At 63.1% G+C, this 19,836-nt stretch carries 20 protein-coding genes, 1 tRNA gene and 1 pseudogene; 5 read left to right on the forward strand and 17 right to left on the reverse strand.

What is annotated here, in order from left to right:
* Nucleotides 1–392: 392 nt before the first annotated feature.
* Entirely contained in the window at nt 393–1,868 is a 1,476-nt protein-coding gene (locus ACWPW1_RS14950) for an MmgE/PrpD family protein (RefSeq protein ID WP_454253330.1), read from the reverse strand.
* Between the two features lie 109 nt (nt 1,869–1,977).
* Here ACWPW1_RS14950 and ACWPW1_RS14955 point away from each other — a divergent pair, with 109 nt between their 5' ends.
* Nucleotides 1,978–2,874: a LysR family transcriptional regulator gene (locus ACWPW1_RS14955; RefSeq protein ID WP_454253929.1), complete on the forward strand. Its 897-nt coding sequence runs from the start codon at nt 1,978–1,980 to the stop codon at nt 2,872–2,874.
* Nucleotides 2,875–3,025: 151 nt separating this feature from the next.
* Here ACWPW1_RS14955 and ACWPW1_RS14960 read toward each other — a convergent pair.
* The 15 genes from ACWPW1_RS14960 to aspS all read right to left on the reverse strand — a co-directional run bounded on the left by ACWPW1_RS14960 (nt 3,026) and on the right by aspS (nt 14,922).
* Nucleotides 3,026–3,101 (reverse strand) — tRNA-Lys (locus ACWPW1_RS14960).
* Nucleotides 3,102–3,161: 60 nt separating this feature from the next.
* Nucleotides 3,162–3,836: a 7-cyano-7-deazaguanine synthase QueC gene (queC, locus tag ACWPW1_RS14965; protein ID WP_323147912.1), complete on the reverse strand. Its 675-nt coding sequence runs from the start codon at nt 3,834–3,836 to the stop codon at nt 3,162–3,164.
* Nucleotides 3,837–3,838: 2 nt separating this feature from the next.
* The gene (gene queE, locus ACWPW1_RS14970) at nt 3,839–4,489 is read right to left on the reverse strand and encodes a 7-carboxy-7-deazaguanine synthase QueE (protein WP_174523142.1); all 651 of its coding nucleotides are present in this window, start codon (nt 4,487–4,489) and stop codon (nt 3,839–3,841) included.
* A 71-nt stretch (nt 4,490–4,560) separates the two neighbouring features.
* Complete coding sequence (gene ybgF, locus ACWPW1_RS14975) at nt 4,561–5,388, reverse strand: tol-pal system protein YbgF (RefSeq protein WP_059315505.1); 828 nt, start codon at nt 5,386–5,388, stop codon at nt 4,561–4,563.
* A gap of 6 nt (nt 5,389–5,394) precedes the next feature.
* Nucleotides 5,395–5,916 (reverse strand): peptidoglycan-associated lipoprotein Pal, encoded by a 522-nt coding sequence (gene pal / locus ACWPW1_RS14980; RefSeq protein ID WP_058791633.1) that lies wholly within the window; start codon nt 5,914–5,916, stop codon nt 5,395–5,397.
* A gap of 59 nt (nt 5,917–5,975) precedes the next feature.
* Nucleotides 5,976–7,274: a Tol-Pal system beta propeller repeat protein TolB gene (gene tolB / locus ACWPW1_RS14985; protein ID WP_059315506.1), complete on the reverse strand. Its 1,299-nt coding sequence runs from the start codon at nt 7,272–7,274 to the stop codon at nt 5,976–5,978.
* Complete coding sequence (gene tolA / locus ACWPW1_RS14990; RefSeq protein ID WP_059315507.1) at nt 7,271–8,374, reverse strand: cell envelope integrity protein TolA; 1,104 nt, start codon at nt 8,372–8,374, stop codon at nt 7,271–7,273. Before tolA ends, tolB begins: the two co-directional genes overlap by 4 nt.
* A complete protein-coding gene (tolR, locus tag ACWPW1_RS14995; protein WP_059315508.1) occupies nt 8,374–8,820 on the reverse strand; it encodes a protein TolR in 447 nt (148 codons plus the stop codon). The genes tolA and tolR overlap by 1 nt, the downstream gene beginning before the upstream one ends.
* Nucleotides 8,821–8,831: 11 nt before the next feature.
* Complete coding sequence (gene tolQ / locus ACWPW1_RS15000) at nt 8,832–9,524, reverse strand: protein TolQ (protein ID WP_059315509.1); 693 nt, start codon at nt 9,522–9,524, stop codon at nt 8,832–8,834.
* Between the two features lie 2 nt (nt 9,525–9,526).
* Nucleotides 9,527–9,976 carry a tol-pal system-associated acyl-CoA thioesterase gene (gene ybgC / locus ACWPW1_RS15005; protein ID WP_271655450.1) on the reverse strand — a complete coding sequence of 150 codons (450 nt, stop codon included), beginning with the start codon at nt 9,974–9,976 and terminating at the stop codon, nt 9,527–9,529.
* 51 nt (nt 9,977–10,027) lie between these two features.
* Nucleotides 10,028–11,080 (reverse strand): Holliday junction branch migration DNA helicase RuvB, encoded by a 1,053-nt coding sequence (gene ruvB, locus ACWPW1_RS15010; protein ID WP_454253331.1) that lies wholly within the window; start codon nt 11,078–11,080, stop codon nt 10,028–10,030.
* 4 nt (nt 11,081–11,084) lie between these two features.
* Entirely contained in the window at nt 11,085–11,687 is a 603-nt protein-coding gene (ruvA, locus tag ACWPW1_RS15015; RefSeq protein WP_271655452.1) for a Holliday junction branch migration protein RuvA, read from the reverse strand.
* Nucleotides 11,688–11,733: 46 nt separating this feature from the next.
* Nucleotides 11,734–12,294 (reverse strand): crossover junction endodeoxyribonuclease RuvC, encoded by a 561-nt coding sequence (gene ruvC / locus ACWPW1_RS15020; protein WP_007160336.1) that lies wholly within the window; start codon nt 12,292–12,294, stop codon nt 11,734–11,736.
* Complete coding sequence (locus ACWPW1_RS15025; protein ID WP_454253332.1) at nt 12,294–13,040, reverse strand: YebC/PmpR family DNA-binding transcriptional regulator; 747 nt, start codon at nt 13,038–13,040, stop codon at nt 12,294–12,296. The genes ruvC and ACWPW1_RS15025 overlap by 1 nt, the downstream gene beginning before the upstream one ends.
* A gap of 106 nt (nt 13,041–13,146) precedes the next feature.
* Nucleotides 13,147–14,922 (reverse strand): aspartate--tRNA ligase, encoded by a 1,776-nt coding sequence (aspS, locus tag ACWPW1_RS15030; RefSeq protein ID WP_271655453.1) that lies wholly within the window; start codon nt 14,920–14,922, stop codon nt 13,147–13,149.
* Between the two features lie 211 nt (nt 14,923–15,133).
* Here aspS and ACWPW1_RS15035 point away from each other — a divergent pair, with 211 nt between their 5' ends.
* The 3 genes and pseudogenes from ACWPW1_RS15035 (at nt 15,134) to ACWPW1_RS15045 (ending at nt 16,412) form a co-directional block, all read left to right on the forward strand.
* Nucleotides 15,134–15,604: a Dps family protein gene (locus ACWPW1_RS15035; protein ID WP_059315515.1), complete on the forward strand. Its 471-nt coding sequence runs from the start codon at nt 15,134–15,136 to the stop codon at nt 15,602–15,604.
* A gap of 166 nt (nt 15,605–15,770) precedes the next feature.
* Nucleotides 15,771–16,079 (forward strand): annotated as a pseudogene (locus ACWPW1_RS15040) (cold shock domain-containing protein membrane protein); the annotation flags it as partial.
* A gap of 117 nt (nt 16,080–16,196) precedes the next feature.
* Nucleotides 16,197–16,412 carry a cold-shock protein gene (locus ACWPW1_RS15045; RefSeq protein WP_454253930.1) on the forward strand — a complete coding sequence of 72 codons (216 nt, stop codon included), beginning with the start codon at nt 16,197–16,199 and terminating at the stop codon, nt 16,410–16,412.
* Between the two features lie 56 nt (nt 16,413–16,468).
* Here ACWPW1_RS15045 and ACWPW1_RS15050 read toward each other — a convergent pair whose 3' ends face one another.
* Nucleotides 16,469–18,559 carry an LTA synthase family protein gene (locus tag ACWPW1_RS15050; protein ID WP_454253333.1) on the reverse strand — a complete coding sequence of 697 codons (2,091 nt, stop codon included), beginning with the start codon at nt 18,557–18,559 and terminating at the stop codon, nt 16,469–16,471.
* A 317-nt stretch (nt 18,560–18,876) separates the two neighbouring features.
* Between ACWPW1_RS15050 and ACWPW1_RS15055 the strand changes: the two genes are divergently transcribed.
* Nucleotides 18,877–19,836, forward strand: coding sequence for an AAA family ATPase (locus ACWPW1_RS15055; protein WP_059315518.1), 960 nt, complete (start codon nt 18,877–18,879; stop codon nt 19,834–19,836).

The following is a 19,836-nucleotide window of genomic DNA, read 5'->3' on the forward strand; positions in this document are numbered from 1 at the left end:
CGGTAGCTCTCCTGCCGCACGGATCGGATAAGGCGCTCGCCCCTGAATAGATGAGGGCTTTGGTTGTAGTGCTGGCGTTCCCCGGCCAACTCGTCATGGCTGGCGAAGCTACGCAGGATCAGACCCCTACCGAGCTCGCCGATTTCGGAATGCGAATAGCCCAGAACTTGCCGGCGTTGGCGCCTGCCGTCCAGTCCAGGGCCACCGTCGAGATCGTTTGCAGTTCGAGTAGTGGGCCTGGCAGCTCGGTCCGCTCATAGATAATATCGACGTCTCCCTGGACGAATTAATGTCGACAGCCGGGCGTACTTTCATGCAGCCAACTGCGAGCTGCCCTTACAACGGCACTGAGAGGGGAAGCACCTTTTTGACCGGTCACAGCGTCAGCTGCTCTACCCCGGATGGCGTCTAGCGGCTCGAGCAACCTCGCCCGCATCCGCTAACTGCTCCACCTTCCAGCAGGTTTCCATCAGTACCTGGGTCTGCTGCCGCGGCAAAATACCCACGGCGAGGTCACTGAATTTGGCTTCGAGCTGCTCGTCGGTCATGGGCACCTCCACGCTGCCGATCGCGTGCTGAATGTATTTATGCAGTTCACGGCCATCCTTGAGCACAACAGTCATGTCGACCTGCTGCGGCTTGATCGCAGGATCGACCGTGGCCATCACCTTGCCCCGCAGGGCAACCACTGCGGGATCCTGCACGGCCTGATCACTGTATTGCCGTTCCCCGGCGGCGCCTTGGATCAGCGCGATGGCGACCGAATGGTAGATGCTGAACTTGCCTTCCAGTCCAGTGGTAGGAGTTTTCTTGCCGGTCAGTTCCAGCACCAGCGGGTGGACGCGCAGGCGAACCTCCGCGATCTGTTCGGGCTTGAGCTGGTATTGGTTGCGCAGCTGGATGGCCGCATCCAGCGCCGGATGAATGACAATGCCGCAGGCGAAGGGCTTATAGGTGTTGAGGGCCGCTTCGTAGCGGGTACCCAGACCCTCGGTGATCTGGGCGAAGTCCTGCTTGGTGCTGATGGTGTGGGCCCAGCCCCGTTTGGCTTCGAGCATGCCCTGGGAGCTGGTGAAATCCTGCGCTGCCAGCAACGCGGCGAAGAGGCCGTTGCTGGCCGCCCGACCGGGATTGAAGCTCTTGTTCATTGAGCCGAAGGATTCTCGCAGGCCTACCGGCTGGGAGGCGGCCAGACCCAGCGCCCAGACCATCTGCTGCTCAGTGAGCCCTAGCAACTTGCCCGCTGCCGCCGCAGCGCCAAATACCCCTGCGGTGCCGGTGATATGCCAACCTACGTCGTAATGGTTCGGGTAGACGGCGTTGCCGATACGGCACTCGGTTTCCACCCCCAGGACCAAGGCATTCAGGAAATCCGTTCCCTTTACCGGACGGTATTCGGCCAGCGCCAGAATGGCCGACACCACAGGTCCCGCAGGATGAATGATCGTTTTCAGATGGGTGTCATCGTAGTCAAAGATATGACTGGATACCCCGTTGAGAAAGGCCGAATTCATGATGTCCAGCCGCTCGTTCCGCCCGAGCAGACTGGCTTGCTCAGGCCCGGAGAACGGCTGCAGCGCTCGCAGGGCCCGAGCGACGGTTTCATGTTGCGAACCACCCACGGCGACGCCCACCCAGTTGAGCAAGGTGCGTACCCCTTCCTTGCGCACGTTAGCCGGCAACTCTTCATAGCGAGCCTTGACCAAGTAGGCCGCCAGGATACGTGTGGTGTCCTCGCCTTCCTCGGCAGCCGGCGCTGATGCGACGGCTGGGGCAGCCTCGGCTGCCAAGGCAAAGCGGGGCGCGGCAGCGGCCGCCGAGGCGACGGCGCTGATCTTGAGCAAGCTGCGACGGTTCAAGGGAATCATGCAAGGCTCCAGTGTTGTGATTTTGATGGGAGTTGCGCGCCCTTACAGCATGAGGCCGTACACAGCTAAACTTAACTGCATTTATCAAATGGACCCATGCATGAAAAACATGAATGTCGAGATGGGGGATCTGCGTGCTTTCGTCGCCGTGGCGGACCTGGGCAGCTTCGCAGCCGCCGCCCGGGAGCTCCACCTGTCCCAGCCTGCGCTGTCCCGACGCATCATCAAATTGGAGACTAGCCTCGGCGTCCGCCTGCTCAATCGCACCACGCGGCGTATCGAGCTCAGTGCACCTGGCCGAGCCTTTCTCGGACGCGCTCGGCAGGTCCTCAACGACTTCGATGAATCGCTATTGGACGTAACGGACGCAGCGAATCGGCTGACGGGTGAGGTCACCCTTGCCTGCGTGCCGACAGTCGTCAACCAACTCATGCCCCAGGTGCTTGAGCAGTATCACCAGCTGTACCCGCGCATTCTGGTGCGGCTCCTGGACGAAGGTGCCAGCGATGTACTGACCCGAGTGACGCGCGGCGAGGCAGACTTTGGCATCAACTATCTAGGCGCCCAGGAAGGCAATGTGGTGTTCGAACCTTTGCATGAGGATGACTTCGTGCTGGTCTGCCCGAGAACTCACCCGTTGGCCGAGCGCCCTGCAGTACGATGGGTAGAGCTGAATGGCCATAGGTACATCGCCGCCAACAAGGCCAGTGGCAACCGCATGCTGCTGGATCTGGCCCTGGCCAGAATTCCCAACCTGCCAAAACCGGTCCTGGAAGCGCGGCATGTCAGGACTGTGATCGATCTGGTAGCCGCGGGGCTGGGCGTGGCCACGGTACCGCGTCTGGCCATTCCAAGCAGTGCGCTCGACACCTGCCTAGTGGCCGTGCCTCTGATCGAACCGTCAATCACCCGCTCACTGGGGCTCGTCACCCGGTATGGACAATTGCTCAGCCCGCCGGCTCAGCGGCTCTGCGATATGCTCAGGCAGTATGCGCTAAAGGCATGATGTGCCAGTCATATCACCACGCCCCTGGCAGTCAGCAACCGTCATCTAGCCGGTTGCCTAAAGCCGCGAGGCTAGATTCCGCCACAGACGGCTGCTTGTCTGAGCTGAGGAAACGCAAAAACCCTCCATTGCGGAGGGTTTCTGGTGAAGATGGTGGGTCGTGTGGGATTCGAACCTACGACCAATTGGTTAAAAGCCAACTGCTCTACCGACTGAGCTAACGACCCGTTAGTGGCCGCCATTCTAGCGATTTTCTCTGGATAATCAACACCCTAGATAAACTTTTTTTACTGGTAGCGGGTGGGGTCGGAAATTCCGGCTGCCTTGAAGCCGTCGGCACGCAGGCGGCAGCTGTCGCAACGGCCGCAGGCCTCCCCTTCGCTGTTGGCCTGATAGCAGGACACGGTCAGCCCGTAGTCCACACCCAGGTCGGTGCCGGCCTGGACGATCTGCGCCTTGGACAGGAACTGCAACGGGGCTTCTATCTTGAAGGTATCCCCTTCCACGCCGGCCTTGGTGGCGAGATTGGCCAGGCGCTCGAAGGCCTCGACGAATTCCGGCCGGCAATCCGGATAGCCGGAATAGTCCACCGCGTTCACCCCAATGAAGAGATGACGAGCACCAAGCACCTCGGCCCAACCCAGGGCCAGCGACAGGAACACGGTGTTGCGCGCTGGTACATAGGTAACGGGAATGCCCTCGCCAGGCGTTTCCGGCACGGCGATGTCCGGATCGGTGAGCGCTGAGCCGCCGATGCCATTGAGGTCCAGGCCGATCACCTTGTGTTCGACCACGCCAAGCTGGCGAGCTACGCGCTCGGCCGCCTGCAGTTCGGCTCTATGCCGCTGGCCGTAGTCGAAGCTCATGCTGTAGCAGGCGAAGCCTTGAGCCTTGGCCATGGCGACGATGGTGGCGGAATCGAGGCCGCCGGAGAGAAGGATGACCGCTTTAGGCTGACTCATGCTTAGTGTCCCGGCTCGTCGTTCCAGAGAATCTTGTGCAGTTGCAGTTGAAAACGCACGGGAAGGTTATCCGCCACAATCCACTCCGCCAGTTCGCGGGGCACCACCTGGCCGTGGCTGGGCGAAAACCACACTTCCCCCACTCGCTGGTCCAGGCGGTACTCGATCAGCTTGGAAACGGCCCAGTCGTAGTCTTCACGCGAGCAGATGACGAATTTCACCTGATCGTTCGGTGTGAGCTGAGCGATGTTGGCGTAAAGGTTGCGCCCGACTTCGCCCGATGCCGGGGTCTTGAGGTCCATCACCTTGCTGACGCGGACGTCTACCCCACTGACATCCAGGGCACCGCTGGTTTCCAGGGACACCTCGTAGCCTGCATCGCAGAGTTGCTCAAGTAGTTTGAGGCAATTGGGCTGGGCCAGTGGCTCGCCGCCCGTTACGCAGATATGTCGCGGGCGGTAGCTGGCGACCTGCTCGAGGATGGCATCGAGGTGATGGATCTCGCCACCGGTGAACGCATAGGCCGTGTCGCAGTACTGACAGCGCAGTGGGCAGCCGGTGAGGCGGACGAAGACCGTGGGAAGGCCGGCAGTGCGGGCTTCACCCTGGAGCGAATAGAAGATTTCGGTAAGACGTAAGGTATCTTTTTGCATAGAAGCCACGGGCGTGACGGCTACACAGGCCATCCGCCTCCGTTGCGGTAGATAGAAGAAAAAAGCCTGCGCTAGGGCAGGCTTTTCAGGTCCCGCTGCGCCAGCTGCGCAGCGGAGGTTCCGGGATATTGGCTGATGACCTGCTGGTACATGCCCTTGGCCCGGTCGGTGCGGCCGAGCTTCTGCTCGACGCCACCCAGTTTGTACAGCGAATCCGGCACCTTGTTACTGGTGGGATAGGCCTGGCTGACCTTGGCGAAGGCCTGACCCGCAGCCTGCAGATCACCCTTGGCCAGATTCACCTCACCCAGCCAGTACTGAGCGTTGCCCGCGTACTGGCTGTTGGGATACTTGCGCAGAAACGCATTGAACGCCTGGCTGGCCTTGTCGAAATCCTTGGCTTTGATCAGATCGAAGGCAGCGTCGTAGTACAGCTTTTCCTTCGCCGGATCTCCCGGTTCGCTACTGGCAGCCGGTGCACCTGCGGAGGCAGGCGGAGTCGGCGTATTGTTGGCCGCAATGGCACCACCCTGGGCGGCACCTCCAGCGGCTCCGGCACCTGCGTTGGCAGGGGCGGAAGAAAGCTGGGAAATTCGGCCATCCAGATCCTGGTAACGATCCAATCCTTCCTGCTTGAGCTGGCGGATCTCGTTTTCCTGAACCTCGACCTGGCCACGCAGGCGAGCGATATCGTCCTGCATCTGTTGCAACTGCATGAACAGTTGACCCATACCGGAAACGGGAGCCCCGTTTCCGGCACTGGTCGCGCCTGCACCGCCATAAGCCTGCCCAGCGGACTGGGCAGTGCCATAGCTACCATCCTGTACGGGAACCTGAGCCCCGGCGACAACCGGTACACCGAGGGTCAGGGCGATCAAGAACTGCAGGCGCTTGGACATCGTTTATTACTTCTTCAGCTCAACGCGACGGTTCTGAGCCCAGGAAGCTTCGTCGTGACCGACGGCAACCGGACGCTCTTTACCGTAGGAAACCAGTTCCAGCTGAGCCGGGGACACGCCCTGCAGTACCAGGTAGCGCTGAACGGCCTTGGCACGACGCTCGCCCAGTGCCAGGTTGTACTCGCGGGTACCGCGCTCGTCGGTGTGACCTTCCAGAACGACGCGCTGGCCGCTGGCCTTCAGGTCGCGAGCGTGAACGTCCAGAGCGCGCATGGCTTCCGGCTTCAGGTCGGAGCTGTCGTACTCGAAGTAGAAGGTGGTGATGGCGCGCAGAGCGGCTTCGTCGCCCATGCTGCCGTCAACGGCACCGGCGTTGGCGCCGTAGCCAGCGTTCGGGTCGACAGCACCGGCGCCAGCGCCAGCACCAGCGCCTTCACCGGAGGCGTCGCCGCCCTTGGAGGAACAGCCCACGGCGACGGCCATGGCCAGAGCCAGTGCAGCGAACTTGCCGAATTTCAGCATTTCCATCATGTAACTCCTAAAAGAACCGCAATGTTGGTGTATCTAAGGACTTTTCTAATTAGCCGTCAGTTCAGGTAAGGAGACCAGGAAGGCTCGCGCACATCACCCTGGGCGGTGGGAAGAGGAATCCGGACGCGACCATTGATGGATACAAGCATCAGTACGCCTCGGTCCTGCTGGCGGGTGGCGTAGATTAGCATGGTGCCATTGGGCGCAACAGTGGGCGAGTCGTTCAGGCTGGTGTTGGAAAGTACCCGAACAGAGCCGCGTTGAAGGTCCTGAGCAGCGATCTGGAAGTTGGTGAAACCTTCCTGACGATGCACCATGACCAGGGTCTTTTCGTCCGCCGAAAGTTTCGGGTTGGCGTTGTAGTTGCCGACGAAAGTCACGCGCTCAGCGCCTCCGCCATTAACGCCGGTTTTGTAGATCTGCGGCTTGCCGGAGCGGTCGGAGGTGAAGTAGATGGTCTGGCCATCCTTGCCCCAGAACGGCTCGGTATCAATGGAGGAGTCATTCGTCACACGACGGATGGCACGGGATCCCAGGTCCATCACGTAGATCTCGGGGTTGCCATCCTTGGACAGCACGAATGCCAGGCGATTGCCATCAGGCGAAAACGCCGGGGCACCGTTGAGGCCTTCGAAGTTGGTCAGCTGCTCGCGACGACCCGTATCGATGTATTGCATGAAGATGCGCGGGCGTTGCTGCTCGAAGGAGACATAGGCGATGCGCTTGCCATCCGGCGCGAAGCGCGGCGACAGGATCGGCTCGCGAGACTGCAGCAGGGTTACCGAGCGAGCACCGTCGTAGTCGGCGCGCTGCAGGGTGTAGCGGGTATTGGTCGCGGAGAAGCGCTCGGCGGTGACATAGAGGATGCGCGTCGAGAAGGCGCCCTTCACGCCGGTCAGCTTTTCATAGGCCTGGTCGGAGATGAAATGCGCCATGTCGCGCAGCTGATCGGTGCTGCCACCGACATTGCCGGTGAGGACCTGCTGCTCGGTGGAGACGTTGAACAGCGCGTACTGGATCTGCAGCCGACCGCCATTGGGCACGACGCTGCCGACCAGCACGTAGTTGGCGCCCAGGGCTTTCCAGTCACGGAAGATGACTTCGCTGGCCTGGGTCGGTTGACTCAGCATGTTCTGGCGCGGAATCGGCGAGAACACGCCCGAGTTACGCATGTCATCGCTGACGATATTGGCCAGGTCCTCGGGCAGCGGCTGACCACCCTGCCACCCGAAGGGCACGACGGCGATCGGGATGGCGCGATCACTACCGCTGGAAATCACCAGCGGATCGGCCGCCTGGGCGGAGCCCACCACCAGGACCAGGCCCAGCAGAATGTAACGGATCAGGGTGTTCACAGACTCAGGTCCTCCGGTTTGAAGATCATGCGGCGCTGACGGTACAGCTGGTCGAAGGTCTTGCGATCCAGCTGCTGCAGCTCACGGATACGACCGACGTTACGCACGGCCGACACCGCTGAATTATCGAATTCCTTGTTGCCACTGGAGCGGGTCACCGTCGCGCTGGTAATGGTGCCATCCGGCAGCATGTTGATCTGCACCTCGACGCTCATGCCATTGCGCGCCGACTGCGGACGCGTCCACTGCTCGCTGACCAGACGCACGATCAGATCATCGAAGCTCGATGCCACTTCGTCGCCCTGCTCTTCGGCCAGTGCCTGCTGCCGCTGGGTATCATCGGACAACAGCTCGGCCAGTGCTTGCGCCTTCTTGTCTTCCGCTGCCTTGCGAGCAGCCGCCTGGGCGGCCTTCTTCTTGGCGTCGTCAGCCGCTTTCTTCTTCGCCGCTTCCGCTGCCGCTTCCTTCTTGGCAGCTTCGGCCGCAGCTTTCTGTTTGGCTTCTTCCGCCGACTTCTGCTTGGCCGCTTCTGCTGCGGCTTTCTTCGCCGCTTCCTCGGCTGCCTTCTGTTTGGCAGCTTCGTCGGCCTTCTTCTTGGCGATGTCCGCCTGCTTCTTCTGCTCGGCGGCCTGCTTGGCCTCTGCGGCCGCCTTGGCGGCTTCGGACTGTTTCTCAGCCTCAGCTTTGGCTTCGGCGGCCTTGGCCGCCGCTTCCGCTTGCTGCGCCTTTCGAGCGTCGTCGGCTTTCTTTTGTTCCGCGGCCTGTTGCTGGGCTTCCTTCTGTTGCTGAGCCGCCTTGGCCGCCGCCGCTTCACGCTGGGCTTCCTGTTGCTGGCGACGCTGCTCCAGTTGTTCCTGCTCGTACTGTTTGGCCGCGGTCTTCTTCGCCTCACCGGCCAGCTTCTGCTCCGTCTGGACCTGGGCCGAGCTCTTGGATTTGAGCTGGACCAGGGTCGCCTGGACGACCGGGCGCGACTGGGGCAATTCAGGCGTGAAGGCGAAGCTGACGAACAGCAGGCCGAAGATCAGCACATGCAGGGCGACTGCCCAGATGGCCGGCCAGAAATAACTTTCGGACGACGAACGCTCGCGGTGTCGCATCAAGGCGCCTCGGTAATCAACCCGACGTTGGGCACGCCGGCCTGCTGCAAGGCACCCATGGCGCCAGCGACGACGCCATAGTTGGCGGCCTTGTCACCCCGGATGAACACCTGGGTGTCCGCACGCTGACGCATGATGGCACCGACCTGCTGACTCAGTTGTGGGAGGGACACCGCCGTAGAGGACTTGGCCTTCTGATCGGTATCCACCTCGGAACCGACGTTCCAATAGTAGGTGCCGTCGGCCTTCACCGAGACGGTGAGGATCTGCTTGTCGTTGTCCTGCGGCAGGGCCTGGCTGTCGACCTTGGGCAGGTCGACCTTGACGCCCTGGTTGAGCATGGGCGCCGTCACCATGAAAATGACGAGGAGCACCAACATCACGTCGATGTAGGGCACAACGTTCATCTCGGCGACGGGCTTGCGTTTCTTGCGGCGAGGGACCATGGGATACCTCTTTATTCGTCGCTGGTGTGGACTTTGCGGTGCAGGATGGCCTGGAATTCGTCCGCAAAGGTGTAGTAGCGGTTGATCAGCATTTCCGAACGGGCGGCGAAGCGGTTGTAGGCCACGACGGCGGGAATGGCAGCGAACAGACCGATGGCGGTGGCGATCAGGGCTTCGGCGATGCCGGGCGCTACGGTGGCCAGGGTCGCCTGCTGCGCAGTGGACAGGCCGCGGAAGGAGTTCATGATGCCCCAGACGGTACCGAACAGACCGACATAGGGGCTGGTGGAACCGACGGTGGCCAGGAACGGCAGGGCTTGCTCGAGCTTTTCTTCCTCACGGGAGATGGCCACGCGCATGGCGCGCGAGACACCTTCCATCACGGCATCGGGATCCACACCGGGCTGCTGACGCAGACGGGAGAACTCCTTGAAACCGGCGCGGAAGATCTGCTCGACGCCGGAATCCGGATCGGGGTTGCTGCCGGCCTGGCGGTACAGCTTGGACAGATCGATGCCCGACCAGAATTTCTCTTCGAAGGTATCCAGGGAACGCTTGGCGGCGCGCATGGCATTGCTACGCTGGATGATCATGATCCAGGACGTGACAGAGGCTGCGACCAGGATGAGCATCACCAATTGCACCACCAGACTGGCGTTGGCGATGAGGCTCCACATGGACGTATGGTCGACGTTGGGTTGCACGCTTAATCTCCTGATTGAATTGACGCCGGATTTCCGGCAAGAACCGTTCGCATGGCCTCGGGCATGGCCCTGGGCCTGAAGCTGTCGGCACGCACACAGGCGACCGTCACCCACCCTTCACAGAGCAGGACATCATCCTTAGCTCGCCGAACCTCCTGGTGAAACCTGAGGCTGGCACGCTTCGCTTCGACCACCTCGGCACCGATCAACAATTCGTCATCCAGGCGCGCGGGCGCATGGTAGCGCGCTTCGCTGCTGTGGACGACGAAGAGCAGATTGTCCCGAGCGAGTTCGGACTGGGCATAGCCCAGCGCGCGCAGTCGCTCGGTGCGGGCGCGTTCCATGAACTTGAGGTAGTTGACGTAGTAGACGATGCCGCCGGCATCGGTATCTTCGTAGTAGACACGACACCTGAGGACGGACGGCGACGGGCTCCGCGATTGCGCGTGCATACTCTAGAACCTAGCCTCGCCGTTGCCAATCAGAAATGTTCGCAACTGCATTTAGTTACCATTGAGCTCGAACAGATCGGGCGTACCACCCTGGACCAGACGAGAGGGCAGATTGAGCCCGAAATGCAGATAGGCATGTCGGGTCACCACCCGCCCGCGCGGCGTGCGCATGATATAGCCTTGCTGGATCAGATAGGGTTCCAACACGTCTTCGATGGTGTGACGCTCTTCGCTGATGGCAGCGGCAAGGCTGTCGACCCCGACCGGACCGCCATCGAACTTGTCGATCATGGTCAGCAACAGGCGGCGATCCTGATGATCGAAGCCTTGGGCATCGACATCCAGCAGATCAAGCGCGCGACTGGCGATGTCGTGGCTGATATGGCCCTGCCCGCGTACTTCGGCGAAGTCCCGCACCCGGCGCAGCAGACGGTTGGCGATCCGTGGCGTACCGCGCGCGCGGCGGGCGATTTCCAGGGCGCCTTCGGCTTCGATGGCGAGACCGAGGATGCCGGCCGAACGGCTAACGATGGTAGCCAGGTCCGCCGTGCCGTAAAACTCCAAGCGCTGGACGATCCCGAAGCGGTCACGCAGGGGATTGGTCAGCATCCCGGCGCGGGTGGTCGCGCCCACCAGGGTGAAAGGCGGCAGATCCAGCTTGATGGAGCGCGCGGCCGGGCCCTCGCCGATCATGATGTCGAGCTGGTAGTCCTCCATCGCCGGATAGAGTACCTCCTCGACGATGGGCGACAGCCGATGGATCTCGTCGATGAACAGCACGTCGCCCGCTTCCAGATTGGTCAGCAAGGCGGCGAGATCGCCCGGGCGCTCTAGCACGGGACCAGAGGTGCTTTTCAGGGAAACGCCCATTTCCTGGGCGATGATATTGGCCAGGGTGGTCTTGCCCAGACCGGGCGGACCAAAGATCAGGGTGTGGTCGAGTGCCTCTCCCCTGCCCTTCGCCGCCTGGATGAACAGACCCATCTGGTCGCGCACCACGGGCTGGCCGATATAGTCCGCCAGGCGCACTGGACGGATAGCGCGATCCTGGACCTCCTCGCGGTCGCGGCCACCGGCCGAGATGATTCGATCGGTTTCTATCATGGGATCAGACCATGCCCTTCAGGGCGCGACGGATGAGTTCCTCGCTGGAAAGGTCTTCCCCTTCCACGGCGGCGACGGCGCGACTGGCTTCCTGGGGCTTGAAGCCCAGGGAGACCAGGGCGCTGACCGCATCAGCCTCGGCACTGGCCGCGACGGAGGCCTGGTTCGGTAGCACCAGGGGAGCGATCGCGGGCAGATTTTCCCAGGCCTTGAAACGGTCCTTCAGCTCGACCAGCAGGCGCTCGGCGGTCTTCTTGCCCACCCCGGGCACCTTGACCAGGGCGGCCGTGTCCTGGGCTTGCACACAGCGAACCAATTCATCCACCTCGAGACTGGACATCAACGCCAGGGCCAGCTTGGGACCGACACCGTTGAGCCGGATCAGCTCGCGAAACAGCTCACGCTCGCGTTTTTCACCGAACCCGTACAGCAGGTGCGCATCTTCCCGTACCACGAGGTGGGTATGCAATGTGACGACCTCGCCCTGGGCCGGCAGCCGATAAAGGGTCGTCATGGGCACTTCGACCTCGTAGCCGACTCCGCCCACGTCGAGCAGGAGATGGGGCGGCTGCTTTTCCGCCAGGGTGCCACGTAGACGACCGATCACAGGGATACCTTCCTACTTCTGGAGCGAGATGTTTGAACGGATGAAGCTAGAGACGCAGCCGGCCGCCGCGTCGACGGGTCGCCAACAGGCCATGGGGCACCAGACTCTGCCGGGTATGGGCATGGCACAGGGCGATGGCCAGGGCGTCGGAGGCGTCGATCTGCGGCTTTTCGGTCAGCCGCAGCAGGTGCATGACCATCAGCATCACCTGCTGCTTGTCCGCCCCGCCGTTGCCAACCACGGCCTGCTTGACCTGGCTCGCGGTGTACTCGGAGATCTCCAGGCCACCCTCGGCGCCGGCCACGATGGCCGCGCCGCGGGCCTGACCCAGCTTGAGCGCCGAATCGGCATTGCGCGCCATGAACACCTGCTCGATACCCATGGTGACCGGCCCGTACTGGGCGATGACGTCGCGCACCCCGCGATAGACGATCTGCAACCGTTCCGGCAACGGACCGTTACCGGTACGGATGCAGCCCGAGGCCACGTATTCGCAGCCGCGCCCGGTGTCGCGCACCACGCCAAAGCCGGTCAGCCGGGAGCCCGGATCGATACCCAGGACCAGGGTGCCCGGAGCATCTGGCGGCAGGCGCTCGTAAAGGGACATCAGCCGAGCTGCGCCATGACGTCGTCGGGGATTTCGGCGTTGGAATAGACGTTCTGCACGTCGTCCAGGTCTTCGAGCATGTCGATCAGCTTGAGCACCTTTTGCGCGGTGTCCAGGTCCAGGGTCGCGGAAGTCGAGGGGATCATGGTCACCTCGGCTTCGTCGGCCTTGTAGCCGGCAGCGGTCAGGGCTTCGTTGACGGCGATGAAGTCGGCGAAGCTGGTGAAGACGTCGATGGAGCCATCATCGTTGGCCACCACGTCATCGGCACCCGCTTCCAGAGCGGCTTCCATCAGGGCGTCTTCGTCCAGGCCGGGGGCGTAGCTGATCTGGCCCTTGCGCTCGAACAGATAGGCGACCGAACCATCGGTGCCCAGGTTGCCACCGCACTTGTTGAAGGCATGCCGGACTTCGGCCGCGGTGCGGTTGCGGTTGTCGGTCATGGCCTCGACGATGATGGCGACGCCACTCGGGGCGTAGCCTTCATAGGTCAGTTCCTCGACGTTCTCACCTTCGCCGGCGCCCACGCCACGGGCGATGGCCCGGTCGATGGTGTCGCGGGTCATGTTGGCGGTGAGCGCCTTGTCCACCGCCAGACGCAGACGGGGGTTGTCGGCCGGAACGCCACCGCCCTGGCGCGCGGCCACGGTCAGCTCACGGATGATCTTGGTGAAGATCTTGCCTTTCTTGGCATCCTGGCGTTCTTTGCGATGCTTGATGTTGGCCCATTTGGAATGACCGGCCATAAGCTACTCCAATGTCTTGACAAAGACTGCGCCGGCCGCGATGGCCGCGACGCAATGAAAAAGGGAAACGGAGGGCGCCGACTTGGGCGCCCTCCTCCGGTAAGGCTTATTCCGCCTTGGGCTGCTCGCGCAGGCGGATGTGCAGCTCGCGCAGGGCCTTGGCGTCGACGGCGCCGGGCGCCTGGGTCATGACGTCGGCCGCGCTCTGGGTCTTCGGGAAGGCGATGACTTCACGAATCGACGAGGCGCCGGTCATCAGCATCACCAGGCGATCCAGGCCGAAGGCCAGGCCACCATGGGGCGGCGCGCCAAACTTCAGGGCGTCCAGCAGGAAGCCGAACTTCTCTTCCTGTTCCTCTTCGCTGATACCCAATACCTCGAAGACGGCTTGCTGCATCTTCTTGTCATGGATACGAATGGAGCCGCCGCCCAGTTCGGTGCCGTTAAGCACCATGTCGTAGGCACGCGACAGCGCGGCACCGGGGTTGGCCTGGAGCTCCTGGGGACTGCACTTGGGCGACGTGAAAGGGTGGTGCATGGCGGTCAGGCTGCCATCGTCGTTTTCCTCGAACATCGGGAAGTCGACCACCCACAGCGGCGCCCACTGACAGGTCAGCAGGTTCAGGTCGTGACCGAGCTTGATGCGCAGGGCACCCAGGGCTTCGGACACGATCTTGGCCTTGTCCGCACCAAAGAACACGATGTCGCCATCCACCGCACCAACGCGGTCCAGGATGACATTGATGTTGTCCAGCGGGATGTTCTTGACGATGGGCGACTGCAGGCCTTCGACGCCAGCGGCGCGCTCGTTGACCTTGATGTAGGCCAGGCCCTTGGCGCCGTAGATGCCGACAAACTTGGTGTAGTCGTCGATCTGCTTGCGCGGCATGCTCGCCCCGCCCGGTACGCGCAGGGCAGTGACGCGGCACTTGGGATCGTTGGCCGGGCCGGCGAAGACCTTGAAGTCGACGGCCTTGAGCTGGTCTTCCACGTCCACCAGTTCCAGCGGAATGCGCAGGTCCGGCTTGTCCGAACCGAAGCGACGCATGGCTTCGGCCAGGGTCATGTGCGGAAGCGTACCGAATTCGACGTCCAGCACTTCCTTGAACAGGTTGCGCACCATGGTCTCGGTGATGTCCATGATGTCTTTTTCATCGAGGAAGCTGGTCTCGATGTCGATCTGGGTGAATTCCGGCTGGCGGTCGGCGCGCAGGTCTTCGTCACGGAAGCACTTGGCGATCTGGTAGTAGCGGTCGAAGCCGGCGACCATCAGCAGCTGCTTGAACAGCTGGGGCGACTGCGGCAGGGCGAAGAAGCTGCCGGGATGGGTGCGGCTGGGCACCAGATAGTCGCGAGCACCCTCGGGGGTGGCCCGGGTCAGGATCGGGGTTTCCACGTCGAGGAAACCGTTTTCGTCCAGGTAGCGGCGGATGCTGGAGGTGATGCGCGAACGCAGCTTCAGCTTCTCGGCCATCTCCGGACGACGCAGGTCGATGAACCGATAGCGCAGGCGAGTCTCTTCACCCACATCGGTGTACTCGTTGAGCGGGAACGGCGGGGTCTCCGCTTCGTTGAGCACTTCCAGCTCATAGCCCAGCACCTCGATGGCACCGGAGGCCATGTTGGCATTGCGGGCACCTTCGGGACGCAGGCGCACCTTGCCGGTGAGCTTGACCACGTATTCACTGCGCACGCGGTCGGCCTTGGCGAAGGTTTCGGCGCGATCCGGATCGAACACCACCTGGGCCAGGCCTTCGCGATCGCGGATGTCGAGGAAGATGACCCCGCCGTGGTCACGGCGGCGGTGGACCCAACCGCAGAGGGTGATTTCCTGGCCGTCCAGGCTCTCGTTCAACTGGCCGCAATAGTGGCTGCGCATCATGGTCGTGTTTTCGCTTCTCTAGAACAGGCTGAATGCGTGGAGGCGCCGGGCCAGCAGGACCGGGCGCTCGACTGAGCGGGAGATTCTATATCATCCGTCACGATTTTACCGTAGCCGGGCACGCAGCTCGACATGCCAACACTGGCTAAACGGCCAGCGGTTCTGTGATAGCCTCGAAGCCCTTCGCAACCGACGCACAGGAGCCGTCAGCATGGAAATCAACATCGGAATCGCCGAACAGGATCGCGCCGAGATCGCCGAGGGCCTGTCGCGCCTCCTGGCCGACACCTACACCCTCTATCTGAAGACCCACAACTTCCACTGGAACGTCACCGGGCCGATGTTCAACACCCTGCACCTGATGTTCGAGACCCAGTACACCGAGCTGGCGGTCGCGGTGGACGACATCGCCGAGCGTATCCGCGCCCTGGGCTTCCCGGCACCGGGCACCTACGCTGCCTATGCGCGCCTGTCGAGCATCAAGGAGGAAGCAGGGGTACCGGACGCCCAGGAGATGATCCGCCTGCTGGTGCAGGGTCAGGAAGCCGTGGTGCGTACTGCGCGGGGCATCTTCCCGCTGCTGGACAAGGTCAATGACGAGCCCACCGCCGATCTGCTGACCCAGCGCATGCAGACCCACGAGAAGACCGCCTGGATGCTGCGCAGCCTGCTCGCCGCCTGAGTCAGAGCACCGTCGCCGGCCACGACCGGCGACGGTGCCACGATTGAGCAGCCCTCACCTTTTGGGTTTAATAAGGATGCGCGTTTTGCGCCGGGTCACTCCGCTGTCGGGCAACGTACCGGCAGTTTCGGCAGACCCGTGTTCTTGAACCCAAGGTGATTTCACATTGAACACGTTATCTACTGTCCATGTCGTGGTGGGCGCTGCCGCGCTCCTGTTATCGGCTATTCCCGGACTGCAGTCCGACACCTCGTCCTTCGATCAACCCGAGTCCATCCATCTGGCCCTGCTGGGTCTTGCCACCCTTCTCTTCACGCCCTTCTCCCGCAGCCGCAGCAGTGGCGCCCAGAAACTCGCCAGCGCCCTGTTGGTGATCGCCGTCGTGGCCCAGACCTTCATCCTGCTGGCGCCCCTCGAGCAGATCGGCGGCCTGCCGGCTGAACTGCTGCCGCTGGGGCTGACCCTGGTCGCCGCCCTGGCCAGCCTGCCGGAAAAGTTTCGTGGGCCGGCCGGCAGTGCTCTCACGGCCGATGCCGAGGCGCGTCCACGCCCGGTGGCACGCGCGGCTGCAGCCCCCGCCCCGGCACGTCCGCTGGCCGATGACCGCGAGCATGGCACGGTGAAGTGGTTCAACACCTCCAAGGGCTTCGGCTTCATCTCCCGCGATACCGGCGACGACATCTTCGTGCACTTCCGCGCGATCCGTGGCGAAGGTCATCGGGTGCTGATGGAAGGCCAGCGCGTGGAGTTCTCGGTGATCCAGCGGGACAAGGGCCTGCAAGCCGAGGACGTGGTCATCGCGGCCTGATCTCTGTCAGCAAAAAGAAAGGCCGCCCTCGGGCGGCCTTTCTTTTTAGACGAGCGTCACTGCCGCTGGGCGGCGGCGGCCTTGCTGTCGTTCATGCCGGTGGTGTTGCCGAGCAGGCTGGCCGTGGCGGTCTGGATGAAGGCTTCAAGGCGTTTCTGCAACTCGGGCGCATTGGCGTCACCCTTGATCACCTCGCCGCCGGCCTGGGTACCCAGGTGATAGCGATAGAGCACGGCGTCCCGGTCACGCGGCTTGACCAGGATGTGATCGCCGGTCACCAGGGCCACGGTCTGGTCGCTGCCCGACGGCTTGATCACGGCCACGCCCTGATCGCCCTGGGGCAGGCCCAGCAGGTCACGGCCCCAGCACTGGTGCTGAGTCGGCTTGCCGAAGCGCGCCAGCACGGTGGGCACCACGTCGATCTGGCTGCCCACGGTATCGCGACGGGCGCCAAAGGTTTCCTGCACGCCCGGACCGATCAGCAGCAGCGGTACGTTGAAGCGCGACAGGTCCATCTCGGTGATCTGCTCGTTGTTGCCGAAGCCGTGGTCGCCAAGGATCACGAACAGGGTGTCCTGGTACCAGGGCTCGTGCTTGACCTTGGCGAAGAACTGGCCCAGCGACCAGTCGGCGTAGCGCATGGCGGTGAGGTGTTCGTCGAGCGAGCCATGGCCGGTGACCGGCGCGACCGGCAGGTCCTTGGGCAGCGCATAGGGGGTGTGGTTGGACAGGGTCTGCAAGAGCGCATAGAAAGGCTTGCCGTCCGGCGCCTTGGCCAGTTTGTCCAGCTCCTGCACCGAGCGGTCGAACATGTCCTGGTCGGACACGCCCCAGGTCGGATCCATGAACACCGGATTCACGAAGTCCTCACGCCCGACGAAGCTGGTCATGCCCTGGTTGCTGAAGAAGCCGGACTGGTTGTCCCACTGGAAGTTGCCGTTGTAGACATAGACGTCGTCGAAGCCACGGGTGCTGAGCAGCTGCGGCAGGCCGGAGAACTGGTGGGCACCCTCGGGCATGCGCATCAGGTACTCGAAGGCCGGCAGGTTGGGGAAGCAGGCCATGGTGGCGAACATGCCCTGGTGGGTATGGGTGCCGTTGGAGAAGAAGCGGGTGAACAGGGTGCCCTGCTTGGCCAGGGCGTCGAAGTTCGGGGTGATGCCGTCTCCGTTGCCCAGGGCGCCGATGTACCGCCCGGCCATGCTTTCCATGAGGATGACCACCACGTTACGCACCTTGGGCAACTGGCCGTCGGCAGGCGGGGTGTAGATCCGGCGAATGGCAGCCTTGTCGGCGTCGATCAGCTCATCGCGCGGGGTCAGCAGCATCTGCCGGGTAACCGCCAGCGCATCGGCGGCGGGCATGGTCGCCTTCCAGCTGTTGTCGCGGTGATCGGAGAAGCTGTTCTCGGCCGCATCGATCAGCGTCAGGGTGCCGTTCAGGCCGAGGTGGTTGGCGAACATGGAGTCCGTGGTATAGGCATCGCCCCAGCGCAGCGGCGGACCGGATCTCAGGGTGCCACGCGCGGCGATGACGGCCACCACCAGGCAGAGCATGAATACCGCACCCCGGCGATACCAGGCCGCAGGCTTTGGCGCGGCATGGCGGCGGGTAGCCCGCTCGATACCAAAGAACACCAGTCCCAGCAGCAGGGTCGCTACGGCCCAGGCCAGCAGTAGGCGTACCACCGGGAAGCCGTTCCAGATCATGCTGGTGACGGTGTGCAGGTCTTCCTGCAGGTACTGGAAGACCAGGCTGTTCAACCGCTGGTGGAATTCCCGATAGAAATTCAGCTCGCCGACGCCCAGCAACAGACAGAGGCTGGCGGCCAGGGTGAACCAGCTGGCCTGCAGCCGGCGTGCGGCCATGGCTCTCAGGCTGAACAGGCAGAACAGCGAGGGCGCACAGATATAGACCACCAGGCGCAGGTCGAAGCGGGCGCCGTTGAAGAAGGCTTCGGCAAAGGTCGCGAAGGGCGACTCACCGATCAGATCGGTGTTGTAGCCCAGCATCGCCAGGCGCAGCAGGGTGAACATGACCATCAGCGCCAGGCCGCAGCCCAAGACGAAACTCAGGTGGCTGCCCAGCGTTGGCACCGGCCGGACGCCAGCGGCGCGTGGGGATTGGGGGACTTCCGTTTGCGACATGAAAACACCTTGTCAAAAGCAGCAGGGATTCGCGACGAATGGCCAGCGGCACGAGATCGGCCACACAGAGGCCTCGAGCGCGGTCGGCAGGCGTGGGAGTTTAACCCTCCGGCGCGATCACGCCAGTCTTGGCACGCACTGGTTGAGCGAAGCGAGACCTTGGCCGCGCCGACAGCCGCCCAGCCTGACCAGACCCGCGTCAAAATTTCGTCAAAAACTGCTCTGAATGCGACGCCAGCGCAGGCATGGGCGGCAGCCGCCACTTGCAGTAAAATTGCGCACCTTTGACCGCTCCAGCGCCGTATTCAGGATGCCCCATGGCTCACCGTGACGCTCTGCAGGTGCTTCGCACCTACCTGACCAGCCAGATCCTTGGCCAGGAAACCCTGGTGGAGCGCCTGCTCATCGCCGTGCTGGCGGATGGTCACCTGCTGGTGGAAGGCGCCCCGGGGCTGGCCAAGACCAAGGCCATCAAGGACCTGGCCGAAGGCCTGGAGGCAGACTTCCACCGCATCCAGTTCACCCCCGACCTGCTGCCCGCCGACATCACCGGCACCGAGATCTATCGCCCGGACACGGCGACCTTCTCCTTCCAGCAGGGGCCGATCTTCCACAACCTGGTCCTGGCCGACGAGATCAACCGGGCACCAGCCAAGGTGCAGTCGGCGCTACTGGAGGCCATGGCCGAGCGCCAGGTGAGCATCGGCCGCACCTCCTATCCCCTGCCCGACCTCTTCCTGGTGATGGCCACCCAGAATCCCATCGAGCAGGAAGGCACCTATCCCCTGCCCGAGGCCCAGCTCGACCGTTTCCTGATGCACGTCAAGATCGGCTATCCGGACGCCTCGGTGGAGCGCCGCATCCTGGCGCAGGCCCGTGGCGAGGCCCTGGACGGCGAGACCCTGCCGACCGAGCGCGTCACCCAGGCGGCCATCAACGCCGCGCGCCGCGAGGTGCTCGGGCTGTACATGGCCGACGCCGTGGAGGAGTACCTGGTCCAGCTGATCATGGCGACCCGTACCCCGGGCCGTTTCGACCAGGACCTGGCGCACTGGATCACCTATGGCGCCAGTCCGCGCGGCTCCATCGCCCTGGATCGCTGCGCTCGCGCCCATGCCTGGCTGGCGGGGCGGGACTTCGTCAGCCCGGAAGACATCCAGGCGGTGGTCTTCGACGTCCTCCGTCATCGCGTCATCCTGTCCTTCGAGGCGGAGGCCGCCGGTATCGACCATGACCGGGTGGTGCAGCGCATCCTCGATCTGGTGGCCGTGGCCTGA

The sequence above is a fragment of the Pseudomonas sp. Marseille-Q7302 genome, from assembly GCF_965111925.1.